Genomic DNA, 13330 nt, shown 5'->3' on the forward strand with positions numbered 1-13330 from the left:
CGCTGTTTTGCAGGGCGGTTGTGATATCGCTTCCCGATTTAAGCTGGCTCTTAAACTGTTTGATTCTGCAGTTGTCCTGGAACTTTTTCGGCGAGACCCCCAGGTATTGCTTGAAACTGCGTTGGAAGTGGCTGGCGCTCATACCCGCCTGTTCAGCCAGGTGTTCCAGCGTCAGGCGCTGTTGGTGATGTTTCTCAATATACTGGCTCATGGCATGCATCAGGTTTGCCCGGGCGTCGAGCTCAGCATCCGGCCGGCAGCGTTTGCAGGGACGTAGGCCGTCCCCCTCTGCCGCATCCCTGCTCTGGTAGAAACGTACATTTTTTCGCAATGGGGTGCGTGCATTACAGGATGGACGGCAATAGACGCCCGTGGTTACCACGCCATAGCAAAAGACATCATCGAAAGCGGGATTTCTCTCCTGTACCGCTTGCCAATATTGATCCTGTTGGTTGTTCATGATGTTATCTCCCGATTATTGGAGTTCATCGCCAAGATGTGTGTCGAAAAACTTCACGGTGACATTATAAGCTTCGCGAGATTCAGGAAATTCCGGATTGTTTTGAAAAATGTGACTCATACCTTCCCAAATGTGTAGGTCCGCCTCCACCCCAAGCCTTACCAGCTGCGCATGTGTAACCATGACCATGCTCAAAGAAAAATCCCGTAGGCCACCATTAATCAATAATGTTGGTGGAAATTTTGCCATGATATTGTCATAACTACCCGGGCTGTCGAGCGGTCCGCCACGTTGTAATCCCTTGAAGTACGTATGTCCTGGCCCGAAGAGCCTTTCCCAGATTCCGAAACCCGTTCCTGGGGATCGGGCCTCGCGAATGGCTTCTGTCACATAGGCACTGTCACTTTTTCCCCACTTGTACCTGTCCCCGTCGAATGCTGTTGGCGCACCTGAAAAAAACATTCCGACAGCCCCAGGCAAGGGTATATTTTCTTGTTGGAACCAGGCCATGGCCTGAGCAACCAGCATGGCTCCTCCGGAATTTCCGTAGATCCCGATATTTTCCGGTTTGTAATCTTTAAGCAATTCCCGGTATACCGACGCAACATCTTCACTGGCCGCAGGGAATACAAATTCCGGCCCCATCCGATAATCGACACTGATCACCTTGATATTTCCAACTGAAGCGATGGGTATGGATTCCAGATGGCTGAGGGTCCGGCTCCCCCACATCAGCGCGCCGGCATGTAAATTGATCAACACGCGGTCCCGGTTTTTAGGGGCAACCCCTTTGATGGGAGTGAAGACTTCCGTATACACCCCGCCGATGATCTCCGGTGTCATGTTGACAGGATAATGTGTCATCATGGTTTGATACGATGACGTCTTATAAAATGCATCAGCCAGGCACTGGCGAATGGAAGGAATGTCCTTGTGGGCAGCTCCTTCGAAAGATGGGCAGGCGTTGGCTGTATCTTCCTTGGAATAGACATCGCGTTCGCGTTTTAAAGCGGCACGGGTTTCTTGGCTAAGGAAAGACGATTCCGGTAAGTCGAATGCTGGCAAATGGAGTGTTCCATCGGCCGTGATTCCAGTCTTCTGCTCGGAGCTTACAGCAATCATTGGCTGCGCGCACAGTATCAAGGATAGTGTCAGAAACCTAACCATAGTTCCTCCTCTCGTCGTGTAAATAGCCAGTTTCAATAACTCACACGGATTAGTTCCGTTGAGATGAGAGGTGAGTATTTCGTGTTGTAGGTGTCTCCCGCTATCCGAATCTTGTGATTGATTGTTTCATTGCATCGCAAGAATCGGAGTTTTTTATTTTGGCAGACCGATACGCTACGTACTTTATTCCGGAAATTTGGCAGCGAGGGGAGCATGTTATGTCCAAAATCAGGGTGGTACCAATACCGACACCCCAGGTTCGCGCTTATCAGCGAGGTGCACCGGATGCCAATCATAGGCCACCGGAACGGCATAAGACAGGTGGCGGCCCTTGCCGGCACTGTCTTGAACCCATAGCGGTGGATGAAGAAAAGCTCGTGCTGGCCTATCGGCCCTTTGAGGCGTTACAGCCTTATGCCGAAGTCGGGCCGATATTTCTGCATGCCCGGCCTTGTGCCGCCTACGATAATCAGCATGAAGTACCCAAGATGTTTGAAGACTGGGGCGAAAGCTTGGTGATTGTCCGGGGTTACGGCGATGATCACAGAATCTGTTATGACACTTGCAAGGTGGTACCCGCAAACAGCTTGGAGGATACCTGCCGAGAACTGTTGCAGACCCCGGACGTCGCCTATCTGCACGTTCGGGCCGCGCAGACCAACTGTTATCAGTGCCGGGTTGAGCGCTGGTAGGCGGTCTTCCCCTCACCCAAGGTTGGTACAACACCAGCCGCCGCCCATTGCGGCGGGGCGCTTCGTTGGCGAGAGGGTTTCACTGTCGGTTTTTGTTGGTCTCTGGATCCGGATGGGTCTTGAGTCGAGAGCGCGAGTCGACGAATAAAAACGCTGACTCAGTTTGAGTTTGGCGCTTTCGCTTTCTGTGTCCGAATGCTTTCCGCCTCATCAAGAATCTTCTCGGCGAGCTCCCGGGCTTGTTTCTGGTTACTGGTGTAGCTGAGCAATAACAACGTCAGCGGATGCAAGTCCAGCACCTCGCAGAGTTCTTCCAGTTTCTTCAGAGTCGGGCTTTTCAAGCCGCGTTCCAGCGTGCTCAGGTAGGTACGGCTGGATACGTCGGAAAACGCTTCCTGGCTGAGGCCGCGTGCCTTCCTCGCTGTTTGTAGGGCTGATCCCAGTGTGGTTTTTTTTGCCATCTTGTGGTGTTCCCAAAAGACAAGATGACACCCGGTTGAATCCTTTAGGGCTACAATCTATAGTGTTCATTTTCGGGGGTTGGCCCCTTTTTCGTGGTTTTGTTCTTTCACGGAAATCCGCTTTTGTGGGTTTGTGGATGCGTTGAATCGTTCTTTACAGGGATTGTGATTTTGCTGCTTTCCGTAATTCCGGCTTTGTGCTTGGGCACGCAATCGCAAGTGTGCCTTTCCGGTTTCGTGTTTCTCCGTACCGCTTCCCGGGTTCACCCCACGGTAGACAGTGCGCGAGTCTGGCGCGTACCGCTTGCCGTCAACCCCGGCCCGCACCGGACCGTGTTGGGGTGTGACGGCCGCGCGGCTTGTTCGCGCCCGGTGTCGCCTCGCTCCGCTGTGGAGCGAACCCAAGCGAGGAAGCGACCATGAAAACACTCATCACCGAACACCAACGCACGCAATTGCTGGCCAACGGCCAGGCCCACGCCGAAGGACAAGACATCGACCCGCCACCGGTGGTCAAGCTGTTTACGCCGGACGCCAAGGCCACCTGGCTGCTGACGGAGCTCGATCCCGAGGACGGCGACACCGCCTTCGGCTTATGTTGAACTCGACATAATTCGGCCTGTGCGACCTGGGATTGGGCATGCCGGAACTGGGCTATGTCCGGTTATCCGAACTGGCCTCGATCCGTGGTCCGCTGGGCCTACCGGTGGAGCGCGATCTGTTCTTCGAGGGCAGGCGTACACTCTCCGAGTACGCGGCATTGGCCCGCGACAACGGCTCAATTCTGGATTGATCGGCCCTGCCAGCCCGCAGCCCCGGGCTGGCAACCGCCCTGTATCGCCATTATCGCTATGTCTTTTTCGGTCCGGTGTCAGACGCTGGGCGCAACAGTGCGTATTGCCGCGCCAGCGGGCTGCAGCCAAGTCGAAAACAGTCAGGATATTTGCGGCGAAACAGGGCAGGGTGCACGGTGCCGCTTGGGTATCCTACTCGTGCGGCCTCGCTATCGGACGACGCCCACACTGTCCAGGAGCCCATCGGACTTGACACCCCACAGGTACCCGATCGCCATGACGCTACGCCCATGATGCCCTGGCTCCCAGCCCTCGTCCGCGGCGATGTCTCCTGCTGAATGATGAGGGAAAAGGGAAAAGCCACGTCATGGACGAGCCCTGTGAACACTGGCACCCCGGTGCCGCCTATCTCTATGTGCTGCACCTCGACGGGCCGGGACTGGCCTGGGAGTACCTGCGCCGTCACCCGGACTACCGGCGCGACTGGTCGCGTCGCCGTTCCCATCTCGATGCGGCGACGCATTGGGGCTTGCGCCTGCTGGAAGACCCGGCCCTGGATGCGCGGGAGGCGCTCCCGGTGTGGCGTCCGGATCACGGCAACGTAATCCAGCTCCACCCCGATCTCGATCCACCACCGGACGCCGAGGGCTTTTGCCTGTGGCGGTTCCCCGGCCGCAAACGGCTGGTCCACGATGGCCGTCGATTGCTGTTGGCAACGCGCCGGGCCCGATCCTGTCTTCACCTGGCCCTCGCGCCGGGGTTGCGGGAGGGCATGGCCTATGTCCATGCACTGCGCACCTCCGCACGGCGTGGCTTGGTCAATGAGGTGGAGAAGCTGTTAACCGGTGCTGTGTCCTCTGCGGCGGCATGCGCTCGCCCCACAGCCATCGAACTGCTGGAACTGCATACGCTACAGGCCCTGGACGGCACACTCGCCGGTGCCTCCCTGCGCACCGTGGCCCGGGCGCTGTTTGGCAAAAAAACCGTTGACCGGGAGTGGCATGCCGACAGCCCGCTGCGCGCCCGCGTGCGCCGCCTGGTGCGTCGCGGCCGGAGCCTGATTCACGGCGGTTACCGCCAATTGGTGCCGCTACCGGTCGAAGAGGGACGTTCCGGCCCACCCGCAAAACGTCCCTGAGCACAGCGCTCAGCTTCTCCCAGACTGCCTCCATCCGGCCACACCCCTGTGGCCACCGACCCACACCGATGGAGATGTCTACCATGAGACCCACACCCCTGCGGCCAGCCGCCGCCCCCACCAATACGCCGTCATCCTCGACAAAATCCGCCGTGCCGCCGTCGCGCTACCTGACCAACGACGAGGCCGCCGCCTACCTGCGCCTGTCGCCCCGCACCCTGGAAAAACAACGCGTCATTGGCGGTGGCCCACGATTTCGCAAGTTCGGCCGCCGGGTGATGTACGCGGTCAGTGATCTGGACGCCTGGGCCGATGCCGGCAGCTACGGGGCCACCTGCGATCCCGAGTACGTCGAACGCCACGCCGGCGACAGCCGCCATGATCGCTGAAGCCGGGGCTGCCCGCGGTGCGCGCCATGCCAGGTCCGGGCAAGGAGACGGCTCAGCTCGACCTGTTCCGCGCCCTGCCGGGAGAGATGGCGATACGCGATGCCCAGGACCTGATGGCCTACCCGTTCTTCTCGCTGGCGAAGTCGCGCCGCATTGTGCCCATCGACTTCTGTTCCGGCCCGGTCACCGTGCGGGTGGAGGGTACCCGGGCCCACGGCATTGCCACCATCTGGGATGCCGATATCCTGATCTGGGCGGCCAGCCAGATCGTCGAGGCCTGCGACGCCGGGCTCCGGCCTTCCCGGCGGGTGCGCGCCACGCCCCACGAGATCCTGCGCTTTATCGGGCGCGGCACCTCGCGGCGGGACTACCAGCGCCTCAAGGCGGCCCTGGATCGCCTGCAATCCACCACGGTGGCCACCTCCATCCGCGAGGCCACCGGGCGGCGCCTGCACCGCTTCTCCTGGATCAGCGAGTGGCAGGAGTGCGCGGATGCCCAGGGGCGACCGCTGGGCGTCGAACTCATTCTGGCGGACTGGTTCTTTGCCGGGGTGCTGGACGAGGCCCTGGTGCTCACCATCGATCCGGCGTATTTCAAATTGACTGGGGGCATCGAGCGCTGGCTGTACCGGCTGGTGCGCAAACACGGAGGTCGGCAGCCCGAGGGGTGGCGGTTCGATTTTCCCTACCTGCACTGCAAATCCGGCAGCCTGGCCCGGCCCAGCGATTTCGCCTGCGATCTGCGCGCGCTTGTCGCAAGGCAATCGCTGCCAGGCTATGTGCTGTCCATCGAGCGCAAGCCCGGTTTTCCAGAAACCTTGGTGTTTCGGCCTGTGCCGCGCATGACACGTTGATAACTGCGGGACAAGCTGTGAATGGGCTCGTGCTATCAGGCGCACAGTGGTTCGTGCTATCGGGCGTAACCCCCTCGTGCTATCAGGCGTATCGATTGGCCGCGAGCCCACGGATGGCGCGGCCTGCCGTGCTCTCTAACGTAATACCTAACAGTCAACCTCTTTATTTAACAGGTTATTACCTCTTGGCACGGTGGATAAGTCGGAAGAGACATCGACAAAACGCCGATCCGGCTAGCGCTGATCGGGTAAACACTATTCGGGTAAACAAGAGTGAACCGGGGAGGGCGCTGCCATGATCCTCGCCCTGCTCAACCAGAAGGGCGGTGTGGGCAAAACCACGCTGGCCACCCACATTGCCGGTGAACTCGCGCTGCGCGGTCAACAGGTGATCCTGCTGGATGCCGATCCCCAGGGCTCGGCGCTGGACTGGACACAGCGGCGCAGCCAGCAGGGATTGCCACGTCTGTTTAGCGCCGTTGGGCTGGCCAGGGAAACCCTGCACCAGGAGGCGCCGGAGCTGGCCCGGCGCTGCGATCACATCGTCATCGACGGCCCGCCGCGCATTGCCGCCATCGCCCGTTCCGCATTGATGGCCGCACAACGGGTGCTGATTCCCGTGCAGCCCAGCCCCTACGACCTGTGGGCCAGTGCCGAGATGGTGACGCTGATCCGCGAAGCGCAGGTGTTCAGACCCGATCTTGCCGCCGCCTTTGTCATCAACCGGCGCGTGGTGCGCACGGTGATCGGCCGTGAAGCCCGCGGTACGTTGGACACACAACCGTTCCCCGCACTGGAATCTGAAATCTGCCAGCGCATCGTCTTCGCCGACAGTGTGGCGGCGGGACGACTGGCCAGGGAAACCGCACCGGACAGTGCGGCGGCCCGTGAAATCGCCACCCTGACCGATGAATTGCTGCGGGGGTCGCCATGAGCGGGGAGCGCCCCAAACGCGTTGCCATTGGCACACGTCCCCCAGCGGATCCCCAGGCGGAGGCCTGGGTTCGCCAGGGCGATGCCAGCAACCTGCAGAAAGGCGAACTCTACACCGCACGATTAACACTGGACGTGACACCGGGGATGCGTGCCCGCATCAAGGTATCGGCCTTCACCCAGGGCATCACCGTGGCGGACATGCTGCGCGCACTGCTGGAACGGGAGTTTCCGGAGGAGCGCTCGTGATGGCAAACCTCCCCACAAAACCCGGCTTGCCAAATAGTCAGCCTCAACAACGGGCCGAACCCGACGACAACCCGCCGTTGACCCGTGTGTCGCTGCTCTACATCGCACAACGCGTCAGCCTGTATCTGCGTTTCGGTTGTCCGCTGCGCGTGCATCAAATCGACCGCTGGCGACGCTATGCCGTGTTCTCACCGGCGCAGCAATTCTGTCGCATCCATTGGGCGTCGAACGACTACGGCACCACCCGCTGGCAACTGATGGTGCTGCAAACTGGGATGTTGGGGGAGGGCATGCAACGGGTGCGCGGGGTACGACCCGGCGCCCACATCCTGTTGCGCGCCGAGGGCGAGCGTAATGTGCGCTCAGCCTTATCACAGATCGACGCCATCGAGGTGCAGAGCATTGAACCCGCCGACGTGTCGCCAGCGTACTGGCGACTGCTGAACAACCGCCTGGCGGCGTGTCTGCCGCTGCCCGATTACAACGCCGACCGGCATGCCGCCTGGCTGGCAAGGAGAGAGCTGCAATGAAGGCACTATCCAACACGTATTCCCGTTCACGTCGCTACGCCTGCCTCGCCGTGCTGGTGCTGATGATTGGGGGGCTGGCCGCGCTGGCCTGGGCGGCATTCACGCCGGCCACGGCTCGGGTGGTCTACAACGCGTCCGACAGCGTGCCCATCGGTTGGTATCGCGTCACACCGCTGGATACCATCTCAGCTAAAGAGCCAAATGCGATACCGGTGAACTGCATCGTGTTGATCGATTTGCCGACAGACATTGCAACGCTGGCGGATCATCGCGGCTACCTGCCCTTGGATGTCCCATTGCTGAAACGGGTCGGCGCGGTGGCGCCGCAGCATGTCTGCATTGAGGGTGGCAGCGTGCATATTGACGGTGTGCCGGTGGCCCAGGTGCTGCTCGTTGATGCGCAGGCACGTCCACTGTCTTCCTGGTCGCAATGCCGTCAACTTAAAGATGGTAAACTGTTCCTGCTCAGCACCACCAATCCGGCCTCCTTCGACAGCCGCTATTTTGGTCCGGTCAGTGTTGAATCGGTGATCGGTGTGGCGCAACGGCTGGACCTGGAGTGACAGCCGTGAAGGTTCACAGGGTTCCGTTAATCACCGTGCAGCTTTTGTGTACCTGCCGCAGCCGTACCGGTGCAATCGCACCGCTTGGATTGCGGCAGTCCTTTGTACAGACCGATTGCCCCGAGCGCACGCCAACCTTGGCAAGGATTGCGCTCGCCGGCGACCGGCTTACTGACCCTACAGCATCGCCAGGGCATCGCGTCCCCGGGCCGGAAGGCCGGGAAAAGATGCAGGGCAAGATAAAAGGTCGCGGCACTCCGGTGCGCGAAAAGCCGGTCTGCACATGGGGTGGGCGCGGCACACGCCGGGGTCGGTCACCGTGCCGTGGAAAGCGTCAACGTCGCGTTAACACTGGCGATACCGCGTGCTGTCTACCCCCAAGCCCGCCGTATTTGGTTGGAGTTGTCCTATGAGCCGGCGCCGCAACGACGAGGGTGACAGCTTTCGTATCCGCCCCAACGCTCCAAGGAATCGCGGGCAGTCCTTCGTCAATCGGGTGATCAAAGAGGCCAGCAAGGCAGGTTCCCGAGCCCGCAAAGGTGGCAGTCGTCCGGGTGCCCGCCTCGGCCGCGGCCATGTGGCCGCTCGCTTTGCCGGGCAGTCACTGGCGCTCAATGCCCGACGCGTCACCATCAAGACCTGGCTAGTGAATCTCTCCAAGGCCGGGATGCGATCCACCATTACCCACCTGCGCTATATCGAACGCGAAGGCGTGGGGCGGGACGGCGAACCGGGCAGGGCGTACAGCGCCCTGAGTGACGATGCCGATCTCGCGAACTTCGAGCAACGTGGCCGGGAGGATCGCCACCAGTTCCGCTTTATCGTCTCTCCCGAGGACGCGGCGGAGCTGGAAGACCTGCACCGCTATACCCGCGACCTGATGCAACGCATGGAGCAGGACCTGGGCACGCAACTGGACTGGGTAGCTGTGGACCACTGGAACACCGACAACCCCCACACCCATATCGTGTTGCGGGGCAGGGATGACCAGGGCAAGGATTTGATCATCTCCCGCGACTATATCAGCGACGGCATGCGGTATCGCGCCTCCGAACTGGCCACCGAGTGGCTAGGGCCACGCACCGAGCTGGAGATCCAGCGCAGCCTGCAACGGGAGGTGGAGCAGGAGCGCTGGACCGGATTGGATCGCACATTGAAGCGCGAGGCCCAAAACGGCCTACTCGACAGGAAGACACTGGCGGAGCCGCGCCTGCAACGCCAGCGCCTGATGCTGATTGGACGGCTGCAACGCCTGCAGCGCATGGGCCTGGCGACCGAGCGGCAAGCCGGTGAGTGGATGCTCCATCCCGAGGCCGAGCGCACATTGCGGGCCATGGGGGAGCGGGGCGACATTATCCGCACTCTGCAACGAGCGATGAGCGGACAACAGCGCGAGCTGGAGGTGTTCGAGCCAAATGAAAACGCAAGTCCCATCATCGGCCGCGTAGCCGACAAAGGGCTGGCGGATGAACTCCACGACAAGGGCTACCTGGTGCTCGATGGTATCGACGGCAAGGCCCATTACGTGGCGCTGCCGGCTAGGGCAGAATTGGGAGAGTACCCCATGGGCGCGGTGGTGGAGGCCAGAGGTATGGGCAAAGCCCGCACCGTGGACCGCGATATTGCCATACTGGCAGAGGACGGGCTGTACCGATTGAATTCACAACGGTTCCAATCAACCGCAAAAACGCCTGACCATGATCCCGAAGATGTCATGAATGCCCACCGCCGCCGGCTGGAAGCCCTGCGCCGTGCCGGTATCGTGGAGCGCCTGGGCGAGGACGTATGGCGCGTACCGGCGGACCTGCCGGAACAGGGCCAGAAATACGACCGACAGCGAAACGGCGGCATCGCCTTGACCCTGAAATCCCATCTCCCCATTGAGCGGCAAACCAGAGTGATTGGCGCCACCTGGCTGGACCAGCAGTTGATCGGCAGAGAGCAGGGGATGGGTAATCAGGGCTTTGGTGCAGAGGTCAATATTGCCCTGCAAAAAAGGGCTGATTTTCTGGTGAAAGAAGGGCTGGCGAAGAAGCGCGGCCAGCGGGTGGTTCTTGCCCGTAACCTGTTAACGACACTACGTAATCGGGAACTCAACAGGGCTGCAGAGGGCATTACGGAGGAAACCGGCCTGGCATACAGACCAATCACCGATGGTGAGCGGGTCAGCGGTGTCTACCGCCGCAGCCTGATGCTCGCCAGCGGTCGCTTCGCCATGCTGGACGATGGCATGGGGTTCCGCTTGGTGCCCTGGAAACCGGTGATCGAACAACGCTTGGGGCAATCTCTCACGGCGGTGGTCAGGGGCGATTCCGCGAGTTGGGAGTTTGGGCGACAGCGAGGGCTCTCCATCGGTTGAGTGACGTTGGCTGATAGTCGGAATCAACATTCCCAAATCGATAAAAACCAGGCACTGCTGCCCAGCAAGAATTAAGCAAGATTTCTTTAGCGAAGGGTAACCTGAACTTGCAGCTGACCCTGGCTTTGAATCAGGACTACGATACCCTGGCTGATTCACGGTACAATCTCGAAAAGGCTATACTAAAAAATGAGCGAGCAGGTAGTTGAACAATGTTTGAATACAGAGACTACATCGGCAACGAATACATCAAGGGGTTTCTGCAGGGAGCCATCCGCTCGGGGCACGACCCCCATGAAATACTCCGGGACGCTGGCCTTCCTCCGGACATCTACGAAGATCCGGACTCCCAGCTTGACGGCAGAGAGCTCTACAGCCTGATTAGAGCGATCAAGGAAGCCACCAACGATATCTATCTGGGCTTTTTAGCATCTCCCGCCAAATTGCCGATGGAAGTGGAAATGATCAAACATGCGCTAGTCTGCGAAACGCTGGGGGAAGCGTTAAAAGGGCTAAGCCAGTTTATCGAGAACTTCCGTAACGATTTCAACTACATCTATTTTCATGATAAAAAGACCTCCGAGTTCAGCCTTCGGTTGAATTATCAGGTCACCGAAGGGGTGGATAGTCATTTTTTTCATTTGTACCGGATCAGTAATGCCTACCGATTCTATTCATGGCTGATCGGCAACCGCATCAAGTTGACTCGGGTTTGCTTCCCGGAGCCAAGACCGGGATACTGCTTCGATTACCGTCTCCTGTTCCATTGCGAGAGTGAGTTCCGGCAACCGGAATGCCGGCTGTGTTTCGATGAAAAATACCTTCGTGCCAAAGTCGTCCGGTCTGAAGCCGAGTTAAATGAATATCTCAACAGGTACAGTGACTGGCTGTCCGTCCCGGGTCATGAGCGTAGTCTCTCAAGTCAGATTGAGCAAATATTGACAGAGAAGCAAAGGGAAAGCGGTTTCCTTCCTACCGTTGAAGCGGTTTCGGAAACGCTTTCCATCAATCCCCGAACCATTCGCAGGATGCTGGAGCGGGAAAATGAGTCCTACCAGAAAATCAAATCCCGGGTGCGCCGGGAACTTGCCCTCAAGCTGCTGCTAACCACAGAGATACCCCTCGCCATAGTCGCGGAAAAAGTGGGTTTCACCGAGCCCGCCGCATTCTCGCGCGCCTTTCTCCAATGGACGGGTGCTACACCTTCTACCTATAGAGCGGCTTATGCGGGGGAAAACGACAATGCTCACCGTGGTTAAAAAGTCCACGCCAGCTAATAACGTGCTGTACCGTGTCAAGCGCAAAAATGTTTAGGCACTGAGAATCCAAAAAGCGGAGTGCCGTAGCCAGAGAGATCAGTTTCCCGTGTAAAGACAGTGAGGGGGCATATCCTAACTAATTGAAATGGCGCCATATTTCAGCTGGCTCCACTATGTCCCCAGGTGATCTGGTGCTCCTTTCATCATAGCGGGCAAAGTGTCCACTTTTGTTAAGTATCTATTCCATTTTCATCATGGTGTCATTTCCTCTGTTGTTCCATCATCAAAAGGTGGGCAATGCACAGCCCGAGATCCGGTGCTGATGACTATTGTATGGTGCCTGCTAACCATCACTGAGTATTTATAACGAGCGTAGGGGGATAAATTCATGTCAAATAAAAAAATCTATCAGGCCGCATTTGCTTCGGCTTCGTTATTATCGTTCATTGTGCCGCCTGGAGCATTAGGCAATGAACCCGTTCGAAAAAGCACCATGCTTGAAGAAATAATAGTAACAGCGCAGAAAAGGGAGGAAAGTCTGCAAGAGACTCCTATTGCTATTTCCGCTTTTTCAGGAGAAGAAATCGAACGTAAGAGAATTTCTAACGTTAAGGATCTGAAGTTTTTCACTCCAAGTCTAGATGTTGGTGAAGGGTTTAATGGCGCGACCTACCTTCAGATCCGAGGAATCGGAAATGATGTCATAGTAAATGGTGCTGATCCTGGGGTGGCTGTTCATCTAGATGGTACTTTTCTTGGAACACAGCAGTATTTTGACAGTTCCTTTTTTGACGTTGAGCGCATTGAAGTTTTGCGAGGACCTCAGGGTACGGTTTATGGTAGGAACGCGACTGGTGGAAATATCAATATTGTAACTCGGGACCCGACTGAAGAATTCGATGGTAATGCGGCCATAACACTTGGAAATTACGATAATGTGGAAACAGAAGCTGCGATAAGTGGCCCCTTGATAGGCGAAAAAGTGCTAGGTCGTATTGCGTTAGTATCTAAACGACACGACGGATATACACCTGCTGTGAATACCGGTCAAGAATTGGACGATGCTGATCGAATTGCAGGACGTGCCAAACTTAAACCTGAATCCGTGACTTAAATAATTGAAAATATTCGTTTTTAACCACAAATTATAGTGTTTTTTGGTAAAATGCACCGCGTCAGAAATACACCCCATGAGTGAATAATGAAGCGCTTCAAAATCGAACAATCTTCAGCCGATATCGTCAGCCAAAGTGGACTAGCTCTTATCGGCCAAGCCGTTAACCGCTACACCACTCTTAGCCTCGAAGTCGATGCGCAAATTGCGCTACGTCACGGCATTACACACTCGGATGTGCTCAAAAGTTATCTGGGGCTGGTCTGTTTGGGGAAAAACGATTTTGAAGCCATTAACACTATCGAGAGCGATCTGTTTTTTATGACCTCGATGGCGATCGATGATATTCCCTCGGAAGCGACGCTGCG

General features: G+C 57.9%; 16 protein-coding genes and 1 pseudogene. 14 read left to right on the forward strand and 3 right to left on the reverse strand.

Features of this window, described 5'->3' with window-relative positions; translation table 11 throughout:
- Together ACQY5R_RS17735 and ACQY5R_RS17740 are read right to left on the reverse strand one after the other, a co-directional pair.
- A partial coding sequence (locus tag ACQY5R_RS17735) for a bifunctional transcriptional activator/DNA repair enzyme AdaA (protein ID WP_428610594.1) occupies positions 1-460 on the reverse strand: 460 nt, incomplete at its 3' end.
- A gap of 15 nt (positions 461-475) precedes the next feature.
- Complete coding sequence (locus tag ACQY5R_RS17740) at positions 476-1627, reverse strand: alpha/beta hydrolase (RefSeq protein WP_428610596.1); 1152 nt, start codon at positions 1625-1627, stop codon at positions 476-478.
- A 218-nt stretch (positions 1628-1845) separates the two neighbouring features.
- Between ACQY5R_RS17740 and ACQY5R_RS17745 the strand changes: the two genes are divergently transcribed.
- Complete coding sequence (locus tag ACQY5R_RS17745; protein ID WP_428610598.1) at positions 1846-2319, forward strand: DUF1203 domain-containing protein; 474 nt, start codon at positions 1846-1848, stop codon at positions 2317-2319.
- A 158-nt stretch (positions 2320-2477) separates the two neighbouring features.
- On the opposite strand, the gene ACQY5R_RS17750 is transcribed toward ACQY5R_RS17745, so the two are convergent.
- Positions 2478-2780, reverse strand: coding sequence for a helix-turn-helix domain-containing protein (locus ACQY5R_RS17750; RefSeq protein WP_428610600.1), 303 nt, complete (start codon positions 2778-2780; stop codon positions 2478-2480).
- A 419-nt stretch (positions 2781-3199) separates the two neighbouring features.
- Here ACQY5R_RS17750 and ACQY5R_RS17755 point away from each other — a divergent pair, with 419 nt between their 5' ends.
- The 13 genes and pseudogenes from ACQY5R_RS17755 to ACQY5R_RS17815 form a co-directional block, all read left to right on the forward strand.
- Positions 3200-3382: a DUF2958 domain-containing protein gene (locus tag ACQY5R_RS17755; RefSeq protein WP_428610602.1), complete on the forward strand. Its 183-nt coding sequence runs from the start codon at positions 3200-3202 to the stop codon at positions 3380-3382.
- A 17-nt stretch (positions 3383-3399) separates the two neighbouring features.
- Positions 3400-3573, forward strand: a complete 174-nt coding sequence (locus ACQY5R_RS17760) for a DUF2958 domain-containing protein (RefSeq protein ID WP_428610620.1) — start codon at positions 3400-3402, stop codon at positions 3571-3573.
- 368 nt (positions 3574-3941) lie between these two features.
- Positions 3942-4712, forward strand: coding sequence for a DNA -binding domain-containing protein (locus tag ACQY5R_RS17765; protein ID WP_428610603.1), 771 nt, complete (start codon positions 3942-3944; stop codon positions 4710-4712).
- Positions 4713-4795: 83 nt separating this feature from the next.
- Positions 4796-5101 carry a helix-turn-helix transcriptional regulator gene (locus ACQY5R_RS17770; protein WP_428610605.1) on the forward strand — a complete coding sequence of 102 codons (306 nt, stop codon included), beginning with the start codon at positions 4796-4798 and terminating at the stop codon, positions 5099-5101.
- Positions 5102-5127: 26 nt separating this feature from the next.
- Entirely contained in the window at positions 5128-5955 is an 828-nt protein-coding gene (locus ACQY5R_RS17775) for a replication initiator protein A (protein ID WP_428610607.1), read from the forward strand.
- Between the two features lie 295 nt (positions 5956-6250).
- The gene (gene parA, locus ACQY5R_RS17780) at positions 6251-6889 is read left to right on the forward strand and encodes a ParA family partition ATPase (RefSeq protein WP_428610608.1); all 639 of its coding nucleotides are present in this window, start codon (positions 6251-6253) and stop codon (positions 6887-6889) included.
- On the forward strand, positions 6886-7137 hold the full coding sequence (locus ACQY5R_RS17785) for a chromosome partitioning protein ParB (RefSeq protein ID WP_428610610.1): 252 nt from the start codon (positions 6886-6888) through the stop codon (positions 7135-7137). The genes parA and ACQY5R_RS17785 overlap by 4 nt, the downstream gene beginning before the upstream one ends.
- Positions 7137-7667, forward strand: a complete 531-nt coding sequence (locus tag ACQY5R_RS17790) for a DUF2840 domain-containing protein (RefSeq protein WP_428610612.1) — start codon at positions 7137-7139, stop codon at positions 7665-7667. The genes ACQY5R_RS17785 and ACQY5R_RS17790 overlap by 1 nt, the downstream gene beginning before the upstream one ends.
- Positions 7664-8230, forward strand: a complete 567-nt coding sequence (locus ACQY5R_RS17795; protein ID WP_428610613.1) for a S26 family signal peptidase — start codon at positions 7664-7666, stop codon at positions 8228-8230. The genes ACQY5R_RS17790 and ACQY5R_RS17795 overlap by 4 nt, the downstream gene beginning before the upstream one ends.
- Before the next feature lie 409 nt (positions 8231-8639).
- Positions 8640-10589, forward strand: a complete 1950-nt coding sequence (locus tag ACQY5R_RS17800) for a DUF3363 domain-containing protein (RefSeq protein WP_428610615.1) — start codon at positions 8640-8642, stop codon at positions 10587-10589.
- Between the two features lie 212 nt (positions 10590-10801).
- Positions 10802-11848 (forward strand): AraC family transcriptional regulator ligand-binding domain-containing protein, encoded by a 1047-nt coding sequence (locus ACQY5R_RS17805; protein WP_428610617.1) that lies wholly within the window; start codon positions 10802-10804, stop codon positions 11846-11848.
- Between the two features lie 388 nt (positions 11849-12236).
- Positions 12237-12962 carry a TonB-dependent receptor gene (locus tag ACQY5R_RS17810; RefSeq protein WP_428610618.1) on the forward strand — a complete coding sequence of 242 codons (726 nt, stop codon included), beginning with the start codon at positions 12237-12239 and terminating at the stop codon, positions 12960-12962.
- Positions 12963-13049: 87 nt separating this feature from the next.
- Positions 13050-13330 (forward strand): annotated as a pseudogene (locus ACQY5R_RS17815) (IS1380 family transposase); the annotation flags it as partial.

It is taken from the genome of Sedimenticola sp., from assembly GCF_050289425.1.
Taxonomy (GTDB): Bacteria; Pseudomonadota; Gammaproteobacteria; order Chromatiales; family Chromatiaceae; genus Sedimenticola.

Coding starts and splice junctions, on each gene's coding strand:
- ACQY5R_RS17740 (WP_428610596.1), bottom strand. CDS start 1,627: ATGGTTAGGTTTCTGACACTATCCTTGATACTGTGCGCGCAGCCAATG.
- ACQY5R_RS17745 (WP_428610598.1), top strand. CDS start 1,846: ATGTCCAAAATCAGGGTGGTACCAATACCGACACCCCAGGTTCGCGCT.
- ACQY5R_RS17750 (WP_428610600.1), bottom strand. CDS start 2,780: ATGGCAAAAAAAACCACACTGGGATCAGCCCTACAAACAGCGAGGAAG.
- ACQY5R_RS17755 (WP_428610602.1), top strand. CDS start 3,200: ATGAAAACACTCATCACCGAACACCAACGCACGCAATTGCTGGCCAAC.
- ACQY5R_RS17765 (WP_428610603.1), top strand. CDS start 3,942: ATGGACGAGCCCTGTGAACACTGGCACCCCGGTGCCGCCTATCTCTAT.
- ACQY5R_RS17770 (WP_428610605.1), top strand. CDS start 4,796: ATGAGACCCACACCCCTGCGGCCAGCCGCCGCCCCCACCAATACGCCG.
- ACQY5R_RS17775 (WP_428610607.1), top strand. CDS start 5,128: ATGCCAGGTCCGGGCAAGGAGACGGCTCAGCTCGACCTGTTCCGCGCC.
- parA (WP_428610608.1), top strand. CDS start 6,251: ATGATCCTCGCCCTGCTCAACCAGAAGGGCGGTGTGGGCAAAACCACG.
- ACQY5R_RS17785 (WP_428610610.1), top strand. CDS start 6,886: ATGAGCGGGGAGCGCCCCAAACGCGTTGCCATTGGCACACGTCCCCCA.
- ACQY5R_RS17790 (WP_428610612.1), top strand. CDS start 7,137: ATGGCAAACCTCCCCACAAAACCCGGCTTGCCAAATAGTCAGCCTCAA.
- ACQY5R_RS17795 (WP_428610613.1), top strand. CDS start 7,664: ATGAAGGCACTATCCAACACGTATTCCCGTTCACGTCGCTACGCCTGC.
- ACQY5R_RS17800 (WP_428610615.1), top strand. CDS start 8,640: ATGAGCCGGCGCCGCAACGACGAGGGTGACAGCTTTCGTATCCGCCCC.
- ACQY5R_RS17805 (WP_428610617.1), top strand. CDS start 10,802: ATGTTTGAATACAGAGACTACATCGGCAACGAATACATCAAGGGGTTT.
- ACQY5R_RS17810 (WP_428610618.1), top strand. CDS start 12,237: ATGTCAAATAAAAAAATCTATCAGGCCGCATTTGCTTCGGCTTCGTTA.